The organism is Pontibacterium sinense (genome assembly GCF_015209595.1).
In the GTDB taxonomy this organism is placed as follows: domain Bacteria; phylum Pseudomonadota; class Gammaproteobacteria; order Pseudomonadales; family Balneatricaceae; genus Pontibacterium; species Pontibacterium sinense.
This window is the reverse complement of the sequence record NZ_JADEYS010000006.1, coordinates 211339-237294: the sequence shown is the minus strand read 5'-3', so window position 1 is coordinate 237294 and position 25956 is coordinate 211339. Positions and strand designations below refer to the sequence as shown.

Here is a 25956-nt window from a genome sequence, read left to right as displayed (position 1 = left end):
TTTGGATTCTTATATGCTGGCACTGAACACCTCAACTCAATTTGATTGAGGTGTCCACTAAACCGGGGGAACTACAACGTCCCATGCATTTGCTTGTTATGTCGGATTCTAAGAACGCTCTTCTTTTAGTTTCATGTATTCTTTAAGCCCCAAGTGTACCTTGAATCTAGTTGCATTAGAGTCCCAGCCCAATTCAGGGTTTGCGAACTTGGACTTCCAACCAGAACCGCCATATCCAGATCTTGCCTCATACTCAATGACACTAAAATTATAGAGCTCTTGTAGAGATTGCTCTTCTGAATAGGTTTTGTTTTCTACTGAATTAATTCCTGAATATGCTTCAGCATAGTCATCTTTTTTGAAATATAGCTTTCCTATTCTTGACAGAGCCTGAAGACAAACTTCCCAGTCAACCCAATGCGGTAATATTTCATCATCGAGCTCATTTTTCAAATAGTTCGAGTACTTGGGTCTTGCCTCCACGACATCCTTGTTTTCAAAAACTATTTCACGCTCTTCTTTCTTTTTTGCAACTTCTAATAGCGTGTTTAGAAACGAGATGACATCTCTTGGTCTCATTAGAGTCCGGTCAATAATATGCTTCCACTTTGGTTGCTGATTAATTCTCTTACCATCATCTATATCATCCCAGGAGCAACCTTCACCTAGCAGCACACTGATTCTCTTCTTGATCATCCCAAATAGTTGCTCATGATTCCATTCAATGAAATCAGCGTTTGATTCTGCAATTTTATTTTTATCGGAGAAAATAAGTTCGTCCCATATATCACGGCGAAGATATACAACTGATTTGAAGTATGTTGAACTTCCCGAAAAATATTTTCGCACTTCCTTAGCTGCTAATATCAAACCAATTATTAGATCCTTTCTTTCTTCAGTGAGTTTTGTTATTCCTCTATCCAGCTCGTCAAAATGAATAAATACCTGATCTAAATTAGATACTTCTGCCACTCGCTGAACGTATGATAAAATCTTATCCGTCAGAGCATTTAGCTCGGAGCCAAGCTGCACATTATCTTCTCGACCAGATAGAGATATTTTCCCTAATTTACAGCCCAATATCTGTGGCTCAAGATCACCACTAACTTTCAGTCCTTTAGGTGCAAAGATGTTCTTGATAGATGGGGAGGAAGTGCCATAGTTTTCATCTAAGAATTTATTAAGCTCTATCACCTCGGTCATTTGGTATCTATCGCTCATCTGGAGCACGATTTTTGCAAATTCAACAGCGATCAAATACTTCCATGAGGCAACGTATGACTCAACATGCTCCACACCATCATCCTTTACTCTTTCATGCACTTTCCAAGGATAACCATTCAGATTCAAACCAGCAGAAAAATCACTGTGTTTGTCTTCAGTAAAATGCCTATACAAAGCAGTCTTTCCTGACCCTTTTCGCCCAAGTACAAGAAATGTATCACCGTCATCTACATTGTTTGTAACGGACATCTCAACAAAATAGTCCAATACTGCATCGTCCTCAGCTTCGACCTTACCAAAATTTCTAAGCTCTCTTAATCCATTCATTTTCGATATTCCAAAGTCATTTCACATATATTATTAAAACTAAGATTAGTAACAAGCACCATAGACATAACGCCCAAAACAGCGAGCGAGGAACGAGTCCGGCTGCTTTTTCTTGTTAGCTTGGCAGCCCTTCAATAATTGTATATTCAATGTTACGACTATCAAATTCAGTTTGTAGCCACCATGACAGCTTAAGCATATATATCACAAACAGTATGATAAATTTCATTCGGCAATCCGACTCAGAATATCTAAATGTTTTGCTCAATAGGTTGCCGTTTTGATCTTTACCAGAGAAATAAACCTCAAACTCTCTTGCTGGGAGCATCTTTTCGGGCTCTGGAATCTTATCAATTCTCTCCGCTAACGAATCTAGAGTTGAAGCCTCCATTTCATAGCCCTTTCTATGACCAAATCGGTTCCTAATTTCATTTATCTTATCTAGAACTTTGAAGTGATCCTGGCTTAACCCAAGGTTTCTTGAGATTTGAAGTTTGGATTTAAATGGTACAAAAACACCGGAAAACATATCATCCGTAGACGTAATTTTATCTATCCAAAGATGCAAAAACTCCTCAAGAACCAAATGTCCGCGGAGTACACATGCTGCTTCATCAGGAGTATTCACCATTGCCATGTAGTCAGCGGCTTCAAATATCCTAGAAAAGTCGCCTGAAATTGGTACGTGACTTCCACTCATCTTTTTCTGATACTCCGTAAAGCTAACGCTGCGCGCACGGGCGAGCGAAGCGCGTCTCCAGCCCACTTGTGGGCGATTTTGCCGCGCCTTGTTAGGCAACAGCTCCCCTTAATGCTCTAATCTTTGCACTGCAAAGCTCAACGATTTCAGGTTCATCCATGGACAGTACTTTAGATACGGCCAATAGCGAATTCATCAGACACTCTGCAAGCGCAATAAGTAGATCATCAAAGCCCTCGATATCCGGTTCACTTTTCAATGCCAAAATATTTTTTTGCTCTTCATCCATATGAAGAGCCTCTTCTAGCGACCGAATTGAGGAGTGTAATGTACTACTCATCAATGCGTAGAGTGTATCGTACCAATCAGCTAGTTCTGCTTTTTGCGCACAGTCAAACACACTCACTTTCTTCAACTTTTCTTTTTTTATCTTGGCATCCAACTCCTTATGAAGTCGCCTAGCTTCTTCTAACTCATCACCCTCTTCTTTATTCCTCTCTTTGAATTTTATTATTTTTTTTATGTTTCTATTCCGTTCAACCTCTTCCGACTTGATAAGGTCAAAAACGAAATCCCTGTCTTTTGATATCGCAACAAGAGGATACAGCTCTAAAGCACAGCGAATCAGCATTTTAAGTTGTTGTTTCATTCCACGTTGTGCGACAAGTAAAGATGCTTGATAGGTAGACAGAACCCTAGTAAATAGTATTGCAGAGAGTAGTTGTGCAGGATCAGAAGTATTAACCTCAAACTCATACTGCAGTTTTTGAGAAAACTCATTCAACTCCTTGCAAACATCCAAGTAAGCACCGTATTCAGTGCATAATGCATCAGATGTAGACGCCATATCATCAGCCAGAAAACCTACTTTTTCAAACGTGCTCAACGCTACCTCCTTGTTACCTAACTATTAACACGCGAGTCAGTCTGGCGCGCCAGCGGCAGAGGGATCTCGTGCTGTGCCTTGTTGCTCTGCGCCGTCGCGTTTTCGTCCCTCGCGAATACTGGAAAAACGTTGGCATCTATCTGAAAAGAAAGGAGTTTGTGGATCGTATGCTTCTTCTCTTCCGATGAAAACGAGCATGCGCGTTTTGATTCTTTGCACCGGCGCGATATCTTCCCAGTGCGTTTCCTATCCGTCTGATAATGCTAGATTTTCCTGGTTTACGCCAGTGCAAAAACACGCCACCTGCGGATATTTTTTGGGCAAGAACGCTCCGGTTAGCTTTACAGCGGCCAATTTACTGTATATACATACAGAAAACCGCTTGCAGTTCACAAGGAGTGTGACGATGGGAAGCAGCCCGTTTTTGAATCAACTACGACGCGAAATAAGGCTACGCGGATACAGCATCCGTACCGAAAAAACCTATCTCAGCTGGATCAAACGCTTTATTCGCTTTCACAACCTGCGCCACCCAACGGAAATGGGGCCTGCGGAAGTAAAAGCATTTTTGAGTCATCTCGCCAATGACCAGTTTGTTGCTGTAAATACGCAAAAAACAGCGCTGAATGCACTCGCCTTTATGTACCATAAGGTGCTGAATCAACCTTTAGGTGACATGGAGTTCAAACATGCAAAACAATACCGACGATTACCGGTGGTGCTGTCTCCTGCCGAGGTTCAAAGACTTCTCAATTGTTTAAAGCAACCGTACCGACTTATATGTTCAATTCTTTATGGCAGCGGCTTACGCATTACCGAGTGCCTTCGTTTACGAATTCAGGATATAGACTTTGATAGGGGCACGCTCACGGTTACAAAAGGTAAAGGCGGTAAAGATCGAAAGACAATCTTAAGTCAGGCACTGATACCGGATATTCAGCGTCAGATCGAATGTGCGAAACAGCTACAACAAAAGGACAACCAAAGCGGTCACGGCCCTTCTCTGCCAAACGCTTTGCACCGAAAACTTCCCAATGCTTTTCGCCAGCCGAGCTGGATGTACCTGTTCCCCTCCAGCACATTATGCAACCATCCGATTACCGGCCTTTTATGTCGACACCACCTCCACGCCTCCGTACCACGCAAGCATCTAAAAGTTGCGGCGAAAGCTGCCGGGATCACCGACAAACGTGTCAGCTGTCATACGTTTAAGCATTCTTTTGCAACAGTGCTACTTCAATAAGGCAAAGATATCAGAACGGTGCAGGACCTATTAGGGCATAGCGATGTAAAGACAACTCAGATCTACACCCACGTAATAGGCAAACACTTTGCTGGCACACAAAGCCCTCAGGATCGTCTGGTTCACAATGCGGTCAGTGAGAATTAGAGATACAAAAAATCCCGCCAAAACAGCGGAATGAAGCTCCAGAATGGTGGGCAATGATAGGTTAACCCACCACTCACCGCGTAGACTTTAACTGATACAAATAGACAGGGGAGTTATAAAAATCATTGAGCCGAATAGTCTTATCAGGCTGATGCGAAGTCAGTGCAAAGTTATTACTGACAACAAAGCGGATATCACTTTCTTCCGATTCGATTTTGTTCTTTATTGAATCCATCCCGCCCGGATACAAATAACACACAATCACCTCGGCACCTGACCAGTCAGATTTCAAAAAATCCTGTCTATATAACTGCAGATTTTTCAGCCTGAGTACCTTTTTAAGTATTACTGCCGTTAACCAAGGCATAATCGACAACTCATAGCCGACTATTTGTCGATGCGGGAATTTAAGCGCAAGAGGGATGACTAAATTGCCCCAACCACACCCCAAATCTATTATCGGTCCTGCCCCCGTCTCCTCAGTGAGTCGCAGTATCACCTGCCGTGCTAATTTTGAGCTTGGCATGGGGGATATGCCAACACGTAGGGTGCTCCAGGCAATAGAGACACCCACAGCCAACGTAAAAAGGATTAGGAAAACCTCAAAGCCTGACAATTCGTAAACTCGCACTGTGAATGGTTAACGCCCCGAACACCGACGCAGCTACAGGAAACAACAAAGTCCCGCTTTAGGTACAGTTAGGTATAGTTAAGGTACAGCTATCCTCACTTATGCTGGCTCTGTCAGTTGACGCTCCACCAGTGTCTCTGCGATCTCTCGCAACAAAAAAGTTTCCCTTTCAATCGAGAGCCCTTTCTTATCACTATTCGCGATCACAGCTTCATTATGCGCAATAGCCTCATAGATATTCATCCACACCGGCGTCATCCCGTTACTCACTTCATGTGACTCAAGGGCTGTCATACCCAGCTCTTCATCGATATCACACACATAACAATGCGAGATCATATAGATGATATCCGCGCCGGGTTTATACCAGGGACGATACTCATCATACCGTGCAAACGCTTTTATGTTGCGTACACCCTGCGCGCCCGTCTCTTCTTCTAGCTCACGTATCAGGCACGCAACTTCATCCTCTCCTTCATCCATACCACCACCCGGCAAACTGTAGTCGTGGTAGCGCTGTGTATATAGAAGCAAGATCGTCTCACCCCTAACCACAATACCGCGTGCGGCATGGCGCTCAATGAGCTTGAGTCCACTCTCAGGCGAGAGATCATCGGGAGATACGTCAGGGTGAAATGCAGTTTTTATAACGTTCATATATGCGTGATCAGGCGATGCCACAAACAACTGTCGTTTGGATGAAGGAGCGCGATTATAGCCTCAAAATCAGATTCTTAAAATCCACAACCTCGGGCTCATCACTGCAGCCACCCACATGCTCTGCAACATTGTCTTCCTCGGAGGTCGCTATGATCCAGTCACCGGATTTTGAGTGCCAGGATAACTGCCTTTCTGCGATTATCCCCTTTGGAAATACGTCAGATGCCGTACTGTTAAATCGGGTGATCCGCTCCGGGCTGCCGGGAAAAACCTACTCTGACTGTTCAGTCGATGTTTGAGGCGTCATGGCCAACGTAGCGATAAACAGTGGTTCCAGAATATCTGCCAAGCCGGTGACGCTCTTCTGGCGGCTGAGCTTATCCAGTGCAAGATGGAGGTCTTTTTTCTCGCTCTTACTCAGCAAGTCCAGCAACTGGCTGACACCAATATCGCCCAGTTGCAGTGTACTACGCTGGGCGTGATTACGATGGGATAATGCCCGGTAAGTAAACAGCAAACGCCCCAGCAGCACATAAGGGAAATTGCGGTTGGAGATCGGCCCCTGACGCGCTTCATAACCGCCCATCGGAATGCCTTTGATTTTGCTGGCTGCCAGACTGTTGGCGCCGAACCAGGCCGCCGATGAGCCAAGAACACCGCCACCAATGGCGCCGAGCATAAACGAGCTACCCGCCACCATCATATCCAGCGCGCCCCCGGCAGCGGCACCGGCCATCGCAGCAACGGTCGCCAGCTGTTTCCGGTCCAGCCCCCAGCCATACCATTTATCGGTATCAAACAGATCATCTGGCAGGCTCAGTTCAGTTGATTCGCAGGCCAGCTGGTGGTGCCGAAACACCGCCTGCAGCTGCAGATGGGCTTCTTTTTCACGCTGTCGCATCCACTGATAATAGCGCTGTTCCAGCAACAGCTGTAAGGATTCTGCCTGGGATTTGCTGGCCACTTTCTGGCTCAGTTGATACTGGGTCATATCTTCCAGTAACTGGGCGCAAAGCTGGCAGCTTTGCAGCCGTTGCCGAGCGATCTCGTGGTTAAACTCTGTTACCAGCAATTTCAGGGCAGCAGACCATGGCTGATGGATATGGGCAAAGGCTTCCAGCAGATCAATATGGTGATCTATATCTGCGGTAACCGCATTAAACACCCGCACTACTTTGAAATACTGCTGCAGCGCCTGTTGCCAGCTAGGTACATAGTCCTGATTTTCAATCGGGTTGATCAACGCCATGCTCGGCTGGCCGGTCCAACGCAGGATCTCCATCTCTGCTTCATATTCAGCGCTGTAAGGCCGCGAGCCATCCACCACATACAAAATGGCAGCCCCGGCCATAATGGGCCGTAGCAACTCGATCTCATCTTTAAACTGTGCCTGACACTGCAGGTCCTGCAAAAACGCTTCCACCCGTGCGCTACGCTTATCAGCATCAGGGTTGGTCTGATTAAGCCACGCCAACACCTTGCGGGGACGCTGAAATCCCGGTGTATCGATCAGCTGATAACCGGATTCACCCACCCGGATCTCAAAGGTTTCTGCGACCACGGTGGTACCGCTCTGCATCGACACCGCCACCCGATCATCCCGCGCTAACGTCGAGACAACAGAGGATTTACCTTTATTGGGATGGCCGACTACCGCAAAACTCGGGGTCATTTCGATTCCTCATCAAGGCGGGGATTATCCAGCTGCAGCAACTGCCACTGCTCCAGTGGATGGCAGAAGCGCCGCCACTCATCCAGATGCAACGCAGACACCTGCGTAAACACATTATCGCGCCAGTCCAGCGGTATCAGCGCGCCATGGCCCTGCTGCAAAAAGTCATTCAATTCACCCAACGGCGGCTCCCAGGCCGCAACAAGCACCAGCTTGCTGCGAGGGTCGGCTTCGGCGGCCAGCTCCTGATCCATCTCACCGTGGGGTCCGGCATGGAAAGTCTGTTCTGGCAGGCCCATTTGTTCCGTCACTTTATCTACCAGGCTTTGTGGCAGATCGGTCCAGAGCACCAGACAGTAAGGTTGAGACATGGTAGAACAACCTTTTACCTTCTCTACCTCTGCCAGCGCCGGAGCCTCCGGCGATCGATTAACCAGCGGCGCAGTGACAGGCATAACGGCATCAACCGGTTGGGCTGGCAGCGCATTAAAGCGGTAATTGGCCAGCCACAGTAGCAGCAGCCGGGGCAGAATGCCGTAACACAACTGTGACGCCACCAGGAATTTCCACCATAAACCGTACTCAGCACCTCCCGTCGGGTGCGCCACCAACCGCGAATCGCGGGTGCTAACCAGTAGCTCCAGCGCAGGCTGAGCGCTATCGATAAATGCCCAGGGCTCTGCAATTACAGCCAGAAACGGATAGATATCTTCGGCTGTCAGTAAGGTGCTGCGCCAGACAAACGACAGATCGTTGAACAGCAGCAAAGTGATAAATGACACCAGACAGCCGAGATTAAACGACAGCATCGCTTTCTGGCTCTGGCAGAATAACCAGGGCTGAAAGCGCCGTTCACGCTTTAGCTCCGGCAGCGCATCACGCCATGAACTGGGCCAGAGAGACAACCGGGCGAGCGCCCCAACCAGCAGCGGGGGCTTTTTCAAGGCCGAGAACAGTGATAGCAACAACAACGAAAACAGCGGCACCGCCACGTATAGCAGCACGAGATACATCAGATTCACCCGGCCTGCACTATCCCCTGCGGTTACTGCCACAGTGCTTAAAATCCCGGTAATAGCAGCCACAACGGCAATACCCCAGCTAAGGTGGGTATACGATTTGTTGGTCACGAACAGATATCCTAAACCTAAAGTTATAACGCACAGACGTGGCAGTGCCCTGAAAGCAGGATCACATTGATGCGAGTGCTCTGAAAGTACAAGGCCTGTTGCAGTCACGCAACTTACATCCGGCCAAATCCAAACTCTATTCCGTCACCCCTGCTGCCCGATAACGTGCCAGCCAATTGTATACGGTTCGCTTCTTGATGCCGAAGCAAGAAACTACCTCAAGTACTGATTGCCCTTCAGCGAGCGCGCGTTCGACGATTAGGTCTCGATTGTGGACCGTGGTTGGTAGATTTTATGTGGATTGTTCATGCCAGTTATCGAATGTTGTTTGGCGATGAGCAGTGTCTTGAATCTAGCCGATGTGAACGCCCGCCCCCTCTAGCATCTATACCTAACGCTGCGTTAACGGGCCTGAAAAGCCGCAGGTTATTGGAGGCCCGAGCGAGCTTGCTGCCTGACGTTGAACGCCTTGTTATAGATTTTGTATATAGACGCAAGATCGTCTCACCCCTAACCACAATATCGCGGGCGGCGTGGCGCTCTATGAGCGTAAGCTCACTCGCGGGAGATATATCCGCAGGGGACAGATCGGGGTGAAATGCAGTTTATAAAATTCTCATAAATAAAGACCGACAGGTCCTACTGTTCCTTGCTCATTCTTGTTTCTAGCTGACCCAACCGATAAAAAGGGCCGACACTCGGCTATGCTCTCAGACGCTCAATGCTCTTTGGATCACCCAGCGCTCAACAGCCAGACATAATAACAGGCAGGCATAAAAAAACCCCGCCAAGGCGGGGCTGAATGAAGTACCAGAATGGTGGGCAATGATAGGTTAACCCACCACACACTTTGGGGACTTCAAATTTAAACGTTCAGGGCATCGCCCTTAGAAGGAATCACCCGGGATACGTACCCAGCCTTCCATCAGTACACGAGCACTGCGGCTCATAGATACTTTGTTAACTGTCCAGTCGCCGCCGTTTTCACTGGCTTCAGCACCGACTTTCAGGGTGCCTGAAGGATGGCCAAAGGTCACCGCTTCGCGTTCGCCGCCACCCGCTGCCAGATTCACCAGTGTGCCTGGAATGGTTGCCGCTGTGCCGATGGCTACCGCTGCCGTACCCATCATCGCATGGTGAAGTTTACCCATGGACAGTGCACGTACGTTCAGGTCGATATCTGCGCTGCCGATCTCTTTACCGCTGGAAGATACGTAGTCAGCCGCTTTATTCACAAACGCCACTTTAGGCGTGTGCTGGCGAGCCGCTGCTTCAGATACATCGCTGATCAGGCCCATACGCACAGCACCGTGTGCACGGATGGTTTCAAAACGCTCCAGTGCTGCCGGATCACCGTTGATCGCTTCCTGCAGCTCAGTACCGGTGTAACCGATATCTTCAGCATTTAGGAACACCGTTGGAATACCAGCATTGATCATGGTCGCTTTGAAGGTGCCGATGCCCGGTACTTCCAGATCATCAACAAGGTTGCCGGTTGGGAACATGGCGTCGGTAGCATCTACCGGGCTCATGAAATCCACCTGCACTTCAGCGGCCGGGAACGTAACACCGTCCAGCTCGAAGTCACCGGTTTCCTGTACTTCACCATTGGTGATCGGCACATGCGCCACGATGGTTTTCTTGATGTTCGCCTGCCAGATACGTACGACACACACACCGTTTTCAGGTACACGGTCCGCATCTACCAGACCTTTGCTGATCGCAAACGCGCCAACAGCAGCCGTCAGGTTACCGCAGTTACCACTCCAGTCGACAAACGCCTTGTCGATAGCAACCTGACCGAACAGGTAATCTACATCGTGATCTGGCTGGGTGGTTTTAGACAGGATAACCGTCTTACTGGTACTGGAAGTCGCGCCGCCCATACCGTCAGTCTGCTTACCGTATGGATCAGGGCTGCCGATCACGCGCAGCAAAATTGCATCGCGCGCTGCACCTGGCACCTGAGCAACTTCAGGCAGGTCTGTCAGGTTAAAAAATACACCTTTACTGGTGCCACCACGGATGTACGTCGCTGGAATTTTAATCTGAGGTACGTGGGCCATAAGAATCTTGTCCTGTATAAGCTGGGCGGTGCGTCCTGTCTCAATCATCAGACCGGGACCGCGATTCAGAAAATGCTTAATAACAGTTACTGCCAAGCGCGTGGCTTCAGTAGATGTGGTTAAGCAATCTCGGTAGAGAAATTCGGTAGCGCGCTACCTACCCTGTGGATTTCCATACCGGCCCACCGTTTTTAGACAGTGGACCGGACGGGTCAGGGATCAGTAGCGCCTACCGATCAGTCGTGCTTAAGCGCTAGCCAGGAAGTCTTTTGCGAAACGCTGCAATACACCGCCCGCATTGTAGACGTTCACTTCAGCTGCGGTATCCAGACGACATGTCACAGGCACTTCAACGGTCTCGCCGTTTGCACGGTTGATGATCAGCGTCAGATCACAACGTGGGGAGATATCGCCCACTACGTCGAATGTCTCTGTACCGTCGATGCCGTAAGTTTCACGCGTATCGCCCGCTTTAAACTCAACCGGCAGAACACCCATACCAACCAGGTTGGTACGGTGGATACGTTCGAAACCTTCAGCAACGATGGTTTCAACACCCGCCAGACGTACACCTTTCGCAGCCCAGTCACGGGAGGAACCCTGACCGTAGTCTGCACCGGCAACGATGATCAGCGGCTGCTTGCGCTCCATGTAGGTTTCAATCGCTTCCCACATACGGCTCTCGGTACCTTCCGGCTCGATACGTGCCAGAGAACCCTGCTTCACTTCACCGTTTTCGTCACGGCACATTTCGTTCAGCAGTTTAGGGTTCGCAAAGGTCGCACGCTGTGCAGTCAGGTGGTCACCACGGTGCGTTGCGTAAGAGTTGAAATCTTCTTCCGGCAGACCCATCTTCGCGCAGTATTCACCCGCCGCACTGGACGCCTGAATTGCGTTGGATGGAGACAGGTGGTCAGTCGTGATGTTGTCACCCAGTACCGCCAGTGGACGCATACCTTTCATGGTACGTTCGCCCGCCAGAGCGCCTTCCCAGTATGGAGGACGACGGATGTAGGTAGACATTTCACGCCAGTCGTACAGCGGGCTTTCTGCCTGCTCGATATCACCCAGATCAAACATTGGGATGTAGATCTGGTTGAACTGTTCTGGCTTAACGCTCTTCGCTACCAGTGCATCGATCTCTTCATCGCTCGGCCAGATATCTTTCAGCGTCACCGGGTTACCGTTTTGGTCGTTACCCAGTACGTCTTTTTCGATATCGAAACGAACAGTACCCGCGATAGCGTAAGCAACAACCAGCGGTGGAGATGCCAGGAATGCCTGCTTAGCGTGTGGGTGGATACGGCCGTCGAAGTTACGGTTGCCGGACAGTACAGCGGTTGCGTACAGATCGCGATCAACCACTTCTTTTTCGATCACTGGATCCAGCGCACCGGACATACCGTTACAAGTCGTACATGCGTACGCCACGATACCGAAGCCCAGTTTTTCCAGCTCAGGCAACAGACCTGCTTCTTCCAGGTACAGTTTTGCAACTTTGGAACCCGGCGCGAAGGAAGACTTAACCCATGGCTTACGGATCAGACCCAGCTCGTTGGCTTTCTTAGCCACCAGACCTGCCGCCACAACGTTGCGTGGGTTAGAAGTGTTAGTACACGAGGTGATCGCTGCGATGATAACCGCGCCATCTGGCATCAGGCCTTCAGCTTCTTCAGCTTGAGCAGCCGCCAGCATCTCGTCACCCGCAATGCCACGCTCATTCAGCGCAGATGTAGGCAAACGACGGTGCGGGTTAGAAGGACCTGCCATGTTACGAACAACGGTAGACAGATCGAATTCTAGTACACGCTCGTACTCAGCAGCAGCCAGATCATCCGCCCACAGGCCGGTCTCTTTCGCGTACTGCTCAACCAGTGCAACCTGCTCAGGCTCACGACCGGTCAGCTTCAAGTAATCGATGGTCTGTTCGTCGATGTAGAACATACCAGCAGACGCACCGTACTCAGGCGTCATGTTGGACAGGGTTGCGCGGTCACCGATAGACAGAGTTGCAGCACCCGGACCGAAGAACTCCAGGTATGCAGAAACGACTTTCTCGTTACGCAGGAATTCAGTCATCGCCAACGCGATATCCGTCGCGGTGATGCCCGGCTGACGTTCACCAACAATCTTAACGCCTACGATGTCCGGTAGGCGCATCATGGATGGCAGACCCAGCATGACAGTCTCAGCTTCCAGACCACCCACGCCAATCGCGATAACACCCAGTGCATCAACGTGTGGAGTATGGGAGTCGGTACCAACGCACGTATCCGGGTAAGCAACGCCGTCACGGTTCTGGATCACCGGAGACATTTTCTCCAGGTTGATCTGGTGCATGATGCCGTTACCGGCAGGGATCACGTCAACGTTGTCGAACGCAGTCTTACACCACTCGATAAAGTGGAAACGGTCTTCGTTACGACGGTCTTCGATCGCGCGGTTCTTTTCGAACGCGTCTGGATCAAAACCTGGCGCTTCCACTGCCAGAGAGTGGTCAACGATCAGCTGTGTTGGTACAACCGGGTTTACTTTGGCTGGGTCGCCACCCTGATCTGCGATTGCATCACGCAGACCGGCCAGGTCAACCAGTGCAGTCTGACCCAGAATGTCATGACACACTACACGTGCCGGATACCAAGGAAAATCCAGGGTACGCTGACGGTTGATCAGCTGTTTCAGAGAATCAGTCAGCGCAGCCGGATCACAGCGACGCACCAGCTGTTCAGCCAGTACACGAGACGTGTAAGGCAGCGTAGCGTAAGCGCCTGGCTGGATTGCTTCAACCGCTTCACGCGTATCGTAGTAATCCAACTGGGTGCCAGCTAATTGTTTGCGGTGTGCAGTATTCATAACATAACCCACGAGAAAATTTGTTCAGGAACGGTGCAGGATGCAGACGGAGAACCACGCCCTGCCCCTTATATTCTTATATTGAGATGCGCTCCAACCGGAGAGGCTGGAGCGGGCATCTCTTAGCTCAATGCAGTGCGCGCTGAGCTTATGGACGATCTTCGATCGCTACCCATTCAGCTGACTCAGGACCGGTGTAATCCGCAGAAGGACGGATAATACGGTTGTTCGCACGCTGTTCCATTACGTGTGCAGTCCAGCCTGCAGCACGGGAGCATACGAAGATTGGTGTGAACAGCTTGGTTGGGATACCCATGAAGTTGTATGCAGATGCGTGGAAGAAGTCTGCGTTACAGAACAGTTTCTTCTCGCGCCACATAACGGCTTCAACACGCTCAGAGACTGCGTACAGGTATTCATCGCCAACCTGTGCAGACAGTTTCTTGGACCACTCTTTGATGATCGCGTTACGTGGATCAGATTCGCGGTAGATCGCGTGACCGAAGCCCATGATTTTGTCTTTACGCGCCAGCATGCCCATGATCTCAGCTTCAGCTTCATCAGCTGAACGCCAGTTCTCGATCATTTCCATTGCCGCTTCGTTTGCACCACCGTGCAAAGGACCACGCAGGGAACCAATCGCTGCGGTTACGCAGCTGTGGATATCAGACAGCGTAGAAGCACATACACGTGCAGTGAACGTAGATGCGTTGAACTCGTGCTCAGCGTACAGGTTCAGAGATGCGTGCATTACCTGAACGTGCAGTGGCTCAGGTTTTTTGTTGTGCAGCGTCCACAGGAACTGTTCAGCGATAGAGTCAGCATCGGTTTCAACCTCAACGCGAATGCCGTTGTGGCTGAAGTTGTACCAGTAGTTGATCAGACCCGGGAACACGGCCAGCATGCGATCGATGTGATCGTGCTGCTCGGAGAAATCCTGTTCTGTTTCCAGGTTACCCAGCATGGAGCAACCAGTACGCATAACGTCCATTGGATGAGCATCAGCAGGAATCTGCTCCAGAACCACTTTCAGGGCTTCTGGCAGTGCGCGCATGCCTTTCAGCTTCGCTTTGTACGCATCCAGTTCAGCCTGATTAGGCAGCTTTCCGTACAGCAACAGGTATGCAACTTCTTCAAACTGCGCTTTATCAGCCAGAACGGAGATGTCGTAACCGCGATAGGTCAGGCCAGCACCGGTTTTACCTACAGTACACAGTGCAGTTTCACCAGCGGATTGACCTCGCAGGCCCGCGCCGCCTAGTTTCTTCTCAGCCATGTTGTGCTCCTTAGTTCAGGGCGGGCTCTCGCGGCCCGCTTGATTACTTTTTATTCGTCGTAGTCAGTAAGGCTTACTTGTTCTTACCTTCAGCGAACAGCGCATCCAACTTCTGCTCGAAGTCGTGGTAGTTCAAGAAATCGTACAGTTCCATACGGGTCTGCATGGTGTCGACAACGGCTTTCTGGTCGCCGTCTTTCAGCAGGTGCTCGTATACGTTCAGCGCTGCTTTGTTTGCCGCACGGAAAGCAGACAGTGGGTACAGCACCATAGTCGCGCCGTTTTCAGCCAGTTCTGCTTTGTTGAACAGTGGGGTCGCACCGAACTCAGTGATGTTCGCCAGCAGGTGACCGCCGTTGATGCCGTTAGAGAACGCCTGGTAATCTTCCAGCGTGTGAACCGCTTCAGCGAAGATACCGTCAGCACCCGCTTCCAGACATGCCTGTGCACGATCTACAGCAGCGTTCAGGCCTTCCATCTGGAATGCATCAGTACGTGCGATGATGAAGAAGTCATCGTCAGTTTTTGCATCAGCCGCCGCTTTCACGCGATCAACCATCTCTTCCAGAGATACGATCTCTTTGTTAGGACGGTGACCACAACGTTTCTGCGCTACCTGGTCTTCCAGGTGAACCGCAGCTGCGCCTGCTTTAGTCATTTCTTTAATGGCACGTGCGATGTTGAATGCACCACCCCAACCGGTATCGATATCTACCAGCAGTGGAGTTTCAACAGCGCTGGAGATGCGGCGTACATCTTCCAGAACATCGTTCATGGAAGTCATACCCAGATCAGGCAGACCGTAAGAGTGGTTTGCAACACCGCCACCTGACAGGTAGATAGCTTTGTGACCAACACGCTCAGCCATCATCGCGTGATAAGCGTTTGTAGTACCTACGATCTGCAGTGGTTTTGTCTCAGCCAGTGCTTTGCGGAAACGTCCGCCTGCGGTCAGTTTTTCAGCCATGATTATCCCCTTTGGTTTCGGTTGTAGCGTTCAGTTTGCCTTCGATGTTCTTACGTGCTGCGCCGATATGGCGACGCATCAGCATCTCTGCCAGTTCTGGGTCACGCGAGTCGATGGCATCAACGATCTGGCGGTGTTCCTTCAGTGCACGTTTCGGTCGAGAGCTGGAAACGCTGAATTTGTATCGGTACATTCGCACCAGGTGATACAGCTCACCACCTAACACTTCGAGCATCTTTTCGTTCTTGCTGCCCTTAACAATGCGGTGGTGAAAGTCCAGATCACCTTCTTTCTGGAAGTAGGAGCGTCCATCAAGCTCTGCGATGTTGCGTTCGTGCTCATCAAGCAGTTCACGCAGATCTTCGATCTCTTCCTGAGGCATATGCTCGGCAGCCAGACGGCATGCCATACCTTCGAGTGCTTCACGGACGTGATAGATCTCTATCAGTTCCTTTGCCGACAAGTTGACAACACGCGCACCGACATGCGGTTTACGTTCAACCAGTCGATACCCTTCCAATCGGCGAATGGCTTCGCGTAGCGGACCACGGCTAATCCCGTAGGTTCGCGCCAGTTCTGGCTCACTGATTTTGTGACCCGGCGGGATATTTCCCATCACGATGGCATCAACAATTTTCTCGCAAACGCGATCAGCTAATGTGCGTGATTCTGGCTCAAACTGAGTAACTACTGCTTTATCTGTCATAACAACCCTTTTCAGATTGAAGATTGTCGACAATCTTGGAGTAATGTAACGATAGCCGCCTAGAATTTGGCCGTCAACTCAATATTGCCGAAAAACTGTCAACACTATACAAAAGTCTAGAGGTTTAAGGGGCCTCGATTCGACCTTGTACATTCAACTGCATTATTTGTTAAGGAAACGATCCATTTCGCTGTTCATAATCCGCGCGATCTGGCGTGGTTTCTGATAAGGAAGGGAATGATCGGTGCCCGGCATCATGAAGTAATGCCAGTTTGGCAGGCGCTCGGCCAGTTCCTTCTGATATTCATGCATCAGCTCAACGCTGTTGCCCCCGATAAAGCTGGTGACATCACCTTGTGCAGCCACCAGCGAATCGCGGTCTATCTCATTAATCGCATGCGTCACACAATCCAACGCATTGGAAAAACCTTCCGGGCGCTGGCCCAGACGACTGATCGTCAACTCCTCCACCTGCGGGGATACGCGGCGGTTGGGGGAGATCGCATCAAGAAAGCCTACCACGCCATGGCGTACATTATCCTGACGTAACTGACCGGCTGCGTCGGAATAACGCTGGCGAAGTTCAATGGTACTGTTCCAGCATGATCGGTCCAATACCGCCGCTTCAAGGATGAACTGTTTACCGACACGATCACTGTGCTGCTGCTTAAACAGCAAACTCACAAGGCCACCCATGGAATAGCCGGCCAGATCAAAGTCCCACCAGCCCAGATGATCCACCAATGCATTCATGTCCGCCACCAGTTCCTGCGTCTTAAACGCATACTCCTGACCGTCGGGATATTGGGTATCCCCCATACCACGCTGATCAGGCACCAGAACTTCACCCCAATGGGTCAAAAACGCGGTGATCATCTCCCAGGTGTCGACACCGGCCACCCCTGCACCGTGCAACAGGACCAGTTTTCGGGTGCTGTCGATATCGGGGTTCTTATATAGACGGTAGGTAATGTGCTGGTCAGCAAGCTTGAGTTGGCGAGTGGTTTTTGTGAACGGATGGTTCATTGTGTATTCATTCCTGAATGATCTTTTTGGAGCGCCTTTTAATGTTACCTGATTAGCGTTATTAAGCGACTCGATTTGTCGCCTGCGCCCCGTTACAATGCCCGTTTACTCCACCACAGGTAGAATCAGCATTGAGTAATCGGCGTACCATTCCATATCTTGCCGACAGCAGCCTCTATTTCAATCGCATCCGCTCTATGGGTAACGCGGTGTATCTGGACAGCGGTCGACCGCTTTGTCCATGGGGACGCTTTGACATTATTGCTGCCGCTCCTATTGAGCAGGTACTTTTCTCTGTCAGCCCGGCAACCGATACCAACCCGTTTGATCAGCTACGTGAACTGAAATCACGTTACGCCTGTGCGCCCACAGCCGATCCGGACCTGCCCTTTCAGGGTGGACTGCTGGGGCATTTCTCTTATGACCTTGGGCGGGCACTGGAAGACCTGCCTGAATCCGCACAGAAAGATACCGACTTTCCCGACATGGTCGTGGGTGTTTATCTGTGGGCAGTGGTCGTTGACCATGATCTGAAGCGCTGCACCCTAGTGTCGACAGAAAGTGTCGACAATCTACTTTTGGATCAAATTGAACACAGGCTACAAACCCCTTCTGAATCGGACAGCACGTTTGCGCTGACCGGAAAGTTTGGCTCGAATGTCAGCGAAGCGCAGTATCACAGTGCACTCAAGAAGATCGATGATTACATTCACGCCGGTGATTGTTATCAGGTGAACTTTGCACAGCGCTTCAGCAGCACCTATGAAGGCGACCCTTGGGCCGCGTATCAGCAGTTACGCGAAGCGGCTCCCGTCCCTTACTCTGCTTATATAGAGAACGAGTATGGTGCGGTACTCTCTTTGTCGCCAGAACAGTTCCTTGAAGTCAAAGATCAGAAGGTGACGACAAAACCGATCAAAGGCACCCGTCCACGTTCAGAAGACAAAGCGCAAGACGCAGCATTAAAAGAGGAGCTGAAACACTCCACGAAAGACCGGGCAGAGAATCTGATGATTGTTGACCTGCTACGCAACGACCTGAGTAAGGTCTGTGATTTCGGCAGCGTCAAAGTACCCCGCCTGTTTGCCGTAGAGAGTTATCGTAACGTGCACCATTTGGTTACCACGGTAACCGGCCAGATGGATGGACGTTATTCTGATATTGATCTGCTGGAACACTGCTTTCCGGGCGGATCGATTACCGGCGCACCGAAAATTCGCGCCATGGAGATCATTGACGAGCTAGAACCCCATCGTCGTTCGGTCTATTGCGGCTCGATTGGTTACATCAGCTTTTGTGGACAGATGGATACCAGCATCACCATTCGTACCTTATTGTGTGAAAACAATAAGATTCACTGCTGGGCGGGCGGCGGTATTGTGGCCGACTCTGTCAGCGATATGGAGTACGAAGAGACGTACAACAAGGTGAATAACCTGTTGCAGTCATTGGAAAACACGCTCTGATTAGACGTGCACTAAGGCAAACCGTTATTTTTTTGGTTTGCCTTTCTTAAAGATATTCAGCAGCTTTTTCTTCGGATCTTTCTCTTCAGTTGGCAGTGCGTTTTCAAAGCGCTCCTGCATCTTATCCAGGTTACGCTCTTTCCGTCGATGCCTGGCTTCATCCCGCTTACTGTTCAGGTCGATTACGTTATCGCTCATGTTCGCCCTTCAGGTCGTCCAATTTCGTTTAGCTTAGTCGAAACCCATCAGCAGGTATACCCTGCCACAAAGGCCTCTTATCTGTGATTCATGCTATCCTTGGCCCGCATTTTTACTACCGGAGCCAATGATGACAAAACCTGCTGAACCCAAGAAAGTCCGTGTCGCAAAACGCATTGGTACTGTAGGCGCTCTTATTCTCGGATTATCGATCTACGCCCTGCTGTCTGACGATCCAGGTTCATTCTACCCTGAACTGGCCAACCCTAATGTTGTCACCGGCATGATGGTATTGGCGATCATCTGCATTGCCATAGAGCAGTTTATTAAAATTCCTTATTATCAAGAAGTTAAAGCTAAATCCAAGCAGGAGCCTGGTAACAAAGAGGCCCACAAACAGAACGATCATTCAGAATAGTACTTACTACCTATTGCCCTCTTCTGTATAAAAAACGTACAATAAATCTTTCTATTGTCGTGACACACTGTGTTTTAAATGTGCCTAAGAAGTATGAGAAGAGCTTTCGTATGACTAACAAAGAAAACCGTACCTTCATTCAGAAAATCAGCAGTACATTTCCCCTGCTCCGCAAGCTGGGTCTTGCTTACGTAACGATCTCGGCCGGTATGTTTATGTTTGGTTTTGTAAGCACACTGATCGTCAAACTTGCCTGATTTAAACCTGATAGATACTACTTTCCCGCAAATGGCGCTCAACATCCGGATCGTCGATAGAGGATACGTTGTGGATCAACGCAACATAATCCTCTGGCAACCCGGCTTCTAGAGCACCTTGCACAACATGCTGCTTGTACCAATGATACGGCTTCAAGCCTCGGTCGATATGCAACGCAACATAGGCAAATGCCGTTTGCATAACACCACGCCCCAGATCGAGCTCCACCTCAATACACTCGTATCCGACGCCTTCACCTTCCGCACGATCTAAAGACGGCTTATCAACAGACACCATCGAAAAGATAACGCCAATCAGGTGATCCTCAGTGCATCCGGTAAAGTGCGCATCGGCTTTCGCTGAACGATCCATCCCACATTTGTGAAATCGTAACTGGTACTGTCGTAACGTTGCATTACTTACGACCTGCGCACTGGGCACCCGCGCCTGCAGGCGCTTAAGTGACATATTGGAGCCGTAAGCAAAGTAATACATCAATCTATCTCTATATATGACGGGGTCAGGTCAGCGAATATCAACGATCCGGCTGGCTTTTTTATATCGAATTCGCCAACCAGACCACACGGGCAGTTCCCATCGTTTCGGATCATCTTTACGCGTACCCGACAAGCGCTCAACCGTGACCTGCTTTCTTCTTACATCGTAGTGCACTTTCAGACGCAGATCACCGAGTAGCAACTGGGCAGGATATTTCTCATCAAACGCCGCGCGCTGCCACTGCGGAATACCTTCAAATACCAGATCATCTGGTTCAAGCAGCGACATGTCTTCTGCTGCTTCAACGCCAAGCAATGCTAGTTGATCGATCAGCCAGGTCTCCGCCTCAGGTGTCACTGCTTTAGCATCGTCTGATTCGCCCAATGCAACAAATAATGACCAGGCTGCAAGGTCTTTGCGGAGCTGATCTGCCACACCAGACATAACACTGCCACGCAGAATCAAACCGGCCAGCGCCTGACGTGCGGCATCACCTTCAGGCATCAGTACTTCACTGCCGATGACCCGTTCGACATAAATGCGTTGCTGCTCAACACTCAGTTGCCGTGCTTTCCAGATAATCTCCCCTTGTGAGCATTCACCCAGTTCAGCGGTTACGAGCATTTTCATCTTCACTGGCGCCAGACAGGTGCCGATAGTCAGAGTTTGTCGCGTACCACGTCCCGGCATACTGTAATCGTCAAACATGACCGCGGCTTCGTAGTCGTCGGGCATACGGCACTGATCACCAATCGTCAGCTCCGAATAGCCATTCCCCATCGCCGCGCGCCGCTTGGCGCGACGAATAAAGGCCGTGGTCGGCTGCGCTTTGATCACTGACAGCAACCAGTGCTCACGTTCGAAATCGATCTGATCTGGTAAATCCGCTAGACCGAGTGCATGACGTATCTGGCTGGCCAAACGGCGGGCTTCCTGCCGTCCGGCCCGATCGATACCTATCTCTTCCGGCGCATTCATACGCAACGCCGCGATTAACGTCATCGCGTCACAGGGTATCGGTTGCCATGCTTGTAACACCTGCAACCCCTGCTCACTTTTGGGCAAGCTCAACCAACGCCCACCGGCCGTCAGAGATGCAGCCAGATCCACCATAGCGCCCCGAGTCGCATCATCCTGCATCGAGGTGATCAAGTGGGAAAACTGCGTATCGATGGGTAATGGAAACAATGTTTGCCCGAGCTTCATCACGCTACCACTGTTATCCAGCGCGCCCATTTGCAGCAGTTTGTCAGCTGCCTGCCGGGATGACTTTTCCGGGACCAAATCCGGGAATGACAACTCATCCAATGATGATCCGGCACAGGCTGCCGCCAACATCATTTCAACCAGCTCTTCTCTCTGGATCTCGGGGGGTGTAACCAACTCTAACGGTGCATGCTCTCCCCACAAACGCACGCATAAGCCTGCCGTTAAGCGCCCAGCTCGCCCTCGGCGCTGTTCCGCACTGGCCTGAGACACTGCGTGTAAGCCCAACACTGTGCGCCCGTTACGCTGATGGGTACGACGTTCAAGCCCCGAGTCCACCACTAAGGTGATACCCGGTATAGTGAGCGAGGTTTCCGCCACGTTCGTCGCAAGAATAATCCGTCGACGCGCACCGGTGTGAAGTGCCCGCTTTTGTTCAGCAGGGCTGACGCTGGCATGCAGTGGAATCAGATCTGCATCCAAGGCTTTCAAGGCAGCCATCGACTGTTGTATCTCTTTGCGCCCCGGCAAAAACACCAACGTATCGCCTTCGTGCTGAGTAAACAGCTCCGTCACCGCCGCTTTGATCTGCTGTTCCAGCCCTTTGCTTTGCGGCATATCCCGCGGATCTTTCGCGCGATGACGTACTTCAACCGGGAAACTACGTCCTTCCGCCTGTAACACTTCTGCATCCAGATAAGTCGCCAAACGCTGCGCATTCAAGGTCGCCGATGTCAGAATGAGTCGGTGTTTCTGCTGCTTTTTCAGTAACGCCAGCAACAGATCCGTATCCCAACGGCGTTCATGAAATTCATCCAGAATAACGGTATTGAAGTCACGCAGCCCCGATTCGGTCATCCAGCGTAACGCCACACCCGGCGTGACAAAGACAATCTCAGTGTGCGCAGCAAACTGATTGTCGAAACGGATCGAATAACCAACCCCTTCACCTAGAGCCGTCTCCGCCAGTTGCGCGACATATCCGGCGAGCGCAGTACAGGCCACCCGCCGGGGTTCCACCACCAGCACCCGACCGCGACTTCGCGCCCACAGCGGTAAGCGCGTAGATTTACCTGAGCCGGTCGATGCTGCAACGACCAGATCATGATTATCCAGCGTTGACTGAAACTGAGAGTGGATCGCATCAATAGGTAAAACGGGAGACATAATGACCTGAAAAATCAGCAAGATATGAATAGATGAAGTGCTCATCTTATCATTGATTGTGCCTGCTTTAGCGTATTCCCTATTCGGCTTTGATCACATTCACCGTAGAATAGCGCCCTTACATCGCTTGCTGTGGAATATGCCCTGATGGACCTGAAGCCCCCTGCCAAACGTTTTATCCCCTTTCGAAAGCACGACATCCTGCAGCTGTGCCTTGATGACGGCAAACTGGATCAGGCTCAACGCGCCGCATTTCAAAATTGCAGTTCACTGATACAGGCACTGTTTCATTTCGAGTTCCACCAGCGATTGGAACGGTTAAAAAACAGCTTCAGCAGCTTCAACCCCGATAGAGACACCCACAGCCTGAAGCCACAGGAAAAACACTGCGACGCGTTTATTCAGGAGCTTGAACCGCTGCTGGATAAAGCCAATTTTGAAAAAGTCTCCGAAGAGGACTTAGCCCTCGCATTGTGTGAAGACTCTCTGTTCAAAATTAAGCTGCATGTGGACTTTGATGAGTTTGCCGAAGTGCTGCTCTATTGCCGCGGCGAATCCATCCGCACCGAAAGCGTGCCTGCGCTCTTTGGCCTAAAACGACGCCAGGTCCAGTTTGCAAACTATGACCGTGTTGTTATCTATATTCGCTTTAAAGATGATCTCGATCCTAAGACCGCTGCAACACGGGATATTAAACCCGGCAGCGTCATCCTGAAATTGTTCAAAAATGTACCGAAAGCAGATCTGGAGATGCTGTTCCCCAATACAACCGTGCGTATGCGTTTGATCGACAAACTGATGATTGGTGTCCCTGCCGCCATCAGTGGTGGAGTTGTGATCAGCACGAAGCTGGGGGCCACGCTGGTACTTTTGGGATCGCTATTTGGCTTCTGGATGGGCATGCACTCAACACCGGTTGAACTGGATAAAGCCGCCCTGATCGCCCTGTTTGCAGGACTAGGAGCCGTGGGAAGTTATCTATGGAAGCAGTTTAATAACTTCAAAAACCGCAAACTGCGTTTTGTTCAGTCATTAACCCAGAATCTGTACTTCAAAAATCTTGATAACAATGCTGGCGTATTTCATCGGCTGATCGACGATGCCGAAGAGGAAGAGTGCAAGGAAGCAATTCTGGCGTACTACTTCCTACTGACCCGCGACACCGCAATCACAGCGACCGAGCTAGACCAACAGATTGAGCACTGGTTTCGCGGCACTCTGGATTGCGAACTGGATTTCGAGATCGATGACGCGCTCGATAAGCTCAAGCGGCTGCAGCTGGTAACCGAAGCCCCTGACGGGACATTAACTGCGATGCCGTTACCACAGGCACTCAGCGCACTGGACCAACATTGGGATCAGCTATTTTCGTATTGAGTCAACCGCCTACAGCGGAACGTCAGACACAAAAAAGCCACCCGCAGGTGGCTTTTCAGATTGTAGCAATCAGCTCGATTACAAGCTCAGATCGCGTACACTTGCCTTGAGAAATTCCTGCTTCAGGTCTTCGTAGCTGTGTACAGCCGGGAACTGTGGGAACTCAGAAATAACGTTATCCGGTGCATGGAACAAAATACCGGATTCAGCCTGAGTCAGCATAGTGGTGTCATTGTAGGAATCACCTGCTGCAATCACACGGTAGTTCAGCAGCTGGAACGCACGTACAGACTGACGCTTAGGATCGCGCTGACGCAACGTGTAGTCAGTGATACGACCTTCCTCGTTCACTTCCAGCTTGTGGCACAACAGCGTTGGGTTACCCAGCTGAGCCATCAGTGGCGCCGCAAACTCGTAGAAAGTATCAGACAGAATCACCAGCTGAAAACGCTCACGCAACCAATCTACAAACTCAGACGCACCTTCCAGTGGAGACAGACGGCTGATAGTGTTTTGAATCTGCGGCAATGTCAGCCCATGCTCATCCAGAATACGCAGACGCTGTTTCATCAGCACATCGTAATCAGGAATATCGCGGGTCGTCGCTTTCAACTCTTCGATACCGGTTTCTTCGGCAAATGCGATCCAGATTTCCGGAATCAGTACACCTTCCAGGTCAAGACATGCGAGTTCCACAGGGAATTCTCCTAATAGCAATTTATAGTTATGCATTACCTGCGTTCAGACTTTATCGGCCGTCTGTTTTACACGCAGATAGTTATATATTTTGCGCGTCAATTTACCTGCTATGCCAAAACCTTGCAATGACAAACCCGCTTCAGGGTATATCCCTATCGATCAGTGTTTTAATGTCTCCCGATATAGCTCAACTTTTTCCATAATAAATTCAACAAACAAGCGGACCTTGGCAGGCAAATACTTACGATGCGGATACAGCATTTGCACTTCGCGGCCAATGGGCTCCCATTCCGGCAGCAAACGCACCAGCGAACCATCCTCTACGCTTGCACCAACGACATAGTTAGGCAGATTTCCCACCCCTAAACCACTGGCAATCGCTTTCACTGCGGTACTCAGCTCATCCACACGTACACGCGACTCACCGCCAATAGAGCAACGCTCACCATCCCGGTGCTGGAAGTGCCAAATGGGCGAACGCCGGGGAATGACCAACGGCAATCCCGCCAAGTCCGAGGGGTGATCAGGCAAACCATTGCGCTCAATAAACTCTGGGCTCGCGCACAGCGTAAAACGCGAATGAAACAATGAACGACTGACCCAGTCCTTTAACTTGATCTCTCCGATACGAAACGCAATATCGATCCCCTCATCCATCAGATCGATGTTGCGGTTTACCAGTACCAGTTCCAGCCGAATCTTGGGATACAGCTCCATAAACTCAAAAAACCAGGGATCAAGCAGCTCATTAGACAGCGACACCGGCGCGGTAATACGCAGCTCACCCGATGGAGAGGTTAACTCGCCATCCAGCGCTTGGGTGGCTTGCTCCAATTCGGAGAACAGAGGCTGGCAACGACGAAAAAAAAGCTCGCCTGCTTCTGTAAGAGCCAGTTTACGGGCACTGCGATGCAACAACCGATACCCCAAACTCTCTTCCAGATGTTGTACACGCCGGCTCACCGTAGACGTTGGCATACCCAATGCGCGGGACGCTCCGAGAAAGCTGCCCTTTTCCATCACCTTGATAAAGATGAAGAGATTCTGGTAGTCCATCACTAATCCTAAATATGGGATTTAAATTCCCGAAGACCGGGATAAATTTAATATACGAAATTTAATAGAATCATATCTATACAATAATTAAAACTGTGG

The 25956-nt window shown here is 50.2% G+C and carries 22 protein-coding genes and 2 pseudogenes; 5 read left to right on the top strand and 19 right to left on the bottom strand.

Translation table 11 applies throughout. The features are described from left to right. Nucleotides 1-108 precede the first annotated feature (108 nt). The 3 genes from IOQ59_RS08310 to IOQ59_RS08300 form a co-directional block, all read right to left on the bottom strand. Entirely contained in the window at nt 109-1551 is a 1443-nt protein-coding gene (locus tag IOQ59_RS08310; protein ID WP_193952797.1) for a P-loop ATPase, Sll1717 family, read from the bottom strand. Nucleotides 1552-1666: 115 nt separating this feature from the next. Then, nucleotides 1667-2350: a hypothetical protein gene (locus IOQ59_RS08305; RefSeq protein WP_193952796.1), complete on the bottom strand. Its 684-nt coding sequence runs from the start codon at nt 2348-2350 to the stop codon at nt 1667-1669. Beyond that, complete coding sequence (locus tag IOQ59_RS08300; RefSeq protein WP_193952795.1) at nt 2343-3137, bottom strand: DUF5677 domain-containing protein; 795 nt, start codon at nt 3135-3137, stop codon at nt 2343-2345. Before IOQ59_RS08300 ends, IOQ59_RS08305 begins: the two co-directional genes overlap by 8 nt. A 184-nt stretch (nt 3138-3321) precedes the next feature. Here IOQ59_RS08300 and IOQ59_RS08295 point away from each other — a divergent pair. After that, nucleotides 3322-4527, top strand: a pseudogene (locus tag IOQ59_RS08295) (integron integrase). Nucleotides 4528-4600: 73 nt separating this feature from the next. On the opposite strand, the gene IOQ59_RS08290 reads toward IOQ59_RS08295, so the two are convergent. The 11 genes and pseudogenes from IOQ59_RS08290 to IOQ59_RS08240 form a co-directional block, all read right to left on the bottom strand. Next, nucleotides 4601-5053 (bottom strand): class I SAM-dependent methyltransferase, encoded by a 453-nt coding sequence (locus IOQ59_RS08290; RefSeq protein WP_193952794.1) that lies wholly within the window; start codon nt 5051-5053, stop codon nt 4601-4603. Between the two features lie 204 nt (nt 5054-5257). Further along, nucleotides 5258-5815, bottom strand: coding sequence for an NUDIX domain-containing protein (locus tag IOQ59_RS08285; protein ID WP_193952793.1), 558 nt, complete (start codon nt 5813-5815; stop codon nt 5258-5260). 274 nt (nt 5816-6089) lie between these two features. After that, nucleotides 6090-7490, bottom strand: a complete 1401-nt coding sequence (locus tag IOQ59_RS08280; protein ID WP_193952792.1) for a GTPase/DUF3482 domain-containing protein — start codon at nt 7488-7490, stop codon at nt 6090-6092. After that, a complete protein-coding gene (locus IOQ59_RS08275) occupies nt 7487-8620 on the bottom strand; it encodes a DUF2868 domain-containing protein (protein ID WP_193952791.1) in 1134 nt (377 codons plus the stop codon). Before IOQ59_RS08275 ends, IOQ59_RS08280 begins: the two co-directional genes overlap by 4 nt. A gap of 136 nt (nt 8621-8756) precedes the next feature. Then, nucleotides 8757-8882, bottom strand: a pseudogene (locus IOQ59_RS21595) (helix-turn-helix domain-containing protein); the annotation flags it as partial. Nucleotides 8883-9507: 625 nt separating this feature from the next. Continuing rightward, nucleotides 9508-10686, bottom strand: a complete 1179-nt coding sequence (gene prpF / locus IOQ59_RS08265; protein WP_193952816.1) for a 2-methylaconitate cis-trans isomerase PrpF — start codon at nt 10684-10686, stop codon at nt 9508-9510. Nucleotides 10687-10932: 246 nt separating this feature from the next. Continuing rightward, complete coding sequence (acnD, locus tag IOQ59_RS08260; protein WP_193952790.1) at nt 10933-13539, bottom strand: Fe/S-dependent 2-methylisocitrate dehydratase AcnD; 2607 nt, start codon at nt 13537-13539, stop codon at nt 10933-10935. 148 nt (nt 13540-13687) lie between these two features. After that, on the bottom strand, nt 13688-14815 hold the full coding sequence (prpC, locus tag IOQ59_RS08255; RefSeq protein WP_193952789.1) for a bifunctional 2-methylcitrate synthase/citrate synthase: 1128 nt from the start codon (nt 14813-14815) through the stop codon (nt 13688-13690). 73 nt (nt 14816-14888) lie between these two features. After that, the gene (gene prpB, locus IOQ59_RS08250) at nt 14889-15782 is read right to left on the bottom strand and encodes a methylisocitrate lyase (RefSeq protein ID WP_193952788.1); all 894 of its coding nucleotides are present in this window, start codon (nt 15780-15782) and stop codon (nt 14889-14891) included. Next, nucleotides 15775-16488: a GntR family transcriptional regulator gene (locus tag IOQ59_RS08245; protein ID WP_193952787.1), complete on the bottom strand. Its 714-nt coding sequence runs from the start codon at nt 16486-16488 to the stop codon at nt 15775-15777. Before IOQ59_RS08245 ends, prpB begins: the two co-directional genes overlap by 8 nt. A gap of 162 nt (nt 16489-16650) precedes the next feature. Next, on the bottom strand, nt 16651-17514 hold the full coding sequence (locus IOQ59_RS08240) for an alpha/beta fold hydrolase (RefSeq protein WP_193952786.1): 864 nt from the start codon (nt 17512-17514) through the stop codon (nt 16651-16653). Between the two features lie 131 nt (nt 17515-17645). Between IOQ59_RS08240 and pabB the strand changes: the two genes are divergently transcribed. After that, on the top strand, nt 17646-18980 hold the full coding sequence (gene pabB, locus IOQ59_RS08235; protein ID WP_193952785.1) for an aminodeoxychorismate synthase component I: 1335 nt from the start codon (nt 17646-17648) through the stop codon (nt 18978-18980). A gap of 24 nt (nt 18981-19004) precedes the next feature. Here the strand turns inward: pabB and IOQ59_RS08230 are convergent, their stop codons facing one another. Next, the gene (locus tag IOQ59_RS08230; protein ID WP_193952784.1) at nt 19005-19178 is read right to left on the bottom strand and encodes a hypothetical protein; all 174 of its coding nucleotides are present in this window, start codon (nt 19176-19178) and stop codon (nt 19005-19007) included. A gap of 130 nt (nt 19179-19308) precedes the next feature. On the opposite strand from IOQ59_RS08230, the gene IOQ59_RS08225 reads away from it, so the two are divergent. Together IOQ59_RS08225 and IOQ59_RS08220 are read left to right on the top strand one after the other, a co-directional pair. Continuing rightward, nucleotides 19309-19596: a hypothetical protein gene (locus IOQ59_RS08225; protein WP_193952783.1), complete on the top strand. Its 288-nt coding sequence runs from the start codon at nt 19309-19311 to the stop codon at nt 19594-19596. Between the two features lie 110 nt (nt 19597-19706). After that, nucleotides 19707-19853 (top strand): hypothetical protein, encoded by a 147-nt coding sequence (locus tag IOQ59_RS08220; RefSeq protein ID WP_193952782.1) that lies wholly within the window; start codon nt 19707-19709, stop codon nt 19851-19853. Between the two features lies 1 nt (nt 19854). Here the strand turns inward: IOQ59_RS08220 and IOQ59_RS08215 are convergent, their stop codons facing one another. Together IOQ59_RS08215 and IOQ59_RS08210 are read right to left on the bottom strand one after the other, a co-directional pair. After that, on the bottom strand, nt 19855-20349 hold the full coding sequence (locus tag IOQ59_RS08215) for a gamma-glutamylcyclotransferase family protein (protein ID WP_193952781.1): 495 nt from the start codon (nt 20347-20349) through the stop codon (nt 19855-19857). Nucleotides 20350-20379: 30 nt separating this feature from the next. Continuing rightward, the gene (locus IOQ59_RS08210) at nt 20380-22770 is read right to left on the bottom strand and encodes a helicase-related protein (RefSeq protein WP_228050770.1); all 2391 of its coding nucleotides are present in this window, start codon (nt 22768-22770) and stop codon (nt 20380-20382) included. Nucleotides 22771-22872: 102 nt separating this feature from the next. On the opposite strand from IOQ59_RS08210, the gene IOQ59_RS08205 reads away from it, so the two are divergent. Next, entirely contained in the window at nt 22873-24102 is a 1230-nt protein-coding gene (locus IOQ59_RS08205) for a TMEM143 family protein (RefSeq protein WP_193952780.1), read from the top strand. Between the two features lie 78 nt (nt 24103-24180). Here the strand turns inward: IOQ59_RS08205 and thrH are convergent, their stop codons facing one another. Together thrH and IOQ59_RS08195 are read right to left on the bottom strand one after the other, a co-directional pair. Then, the gene (gene thrH, locus IOQ59_RS08200) at nt 24181-24798 is read right to left on the bottom strand and encodes a bifunctional phosphoserine phosphatase/homoserine phosphotransferase ThrH (RefSeq protein WP_193952779.1); all 618 of its coding nucleotides are present in this window, start codon (nt 24796-24798) and stop codon (nt 24181-24183) included. A 162-nt stretch (nt 24799-24960) separates the two neighbouring features. Continuing rightward, a complete protein-coding gene (locus tag IOQ59_RS08195; RefSeq protein ID WP_193952778.1) occupies nt 24961-25857 on the bottom strand; it encodes a LysR family transcriptional regulator in 897 nt (298 codons plus the stop codon). Nucleotides 25858-25956 lie beyond the last annotated feature (99 nt).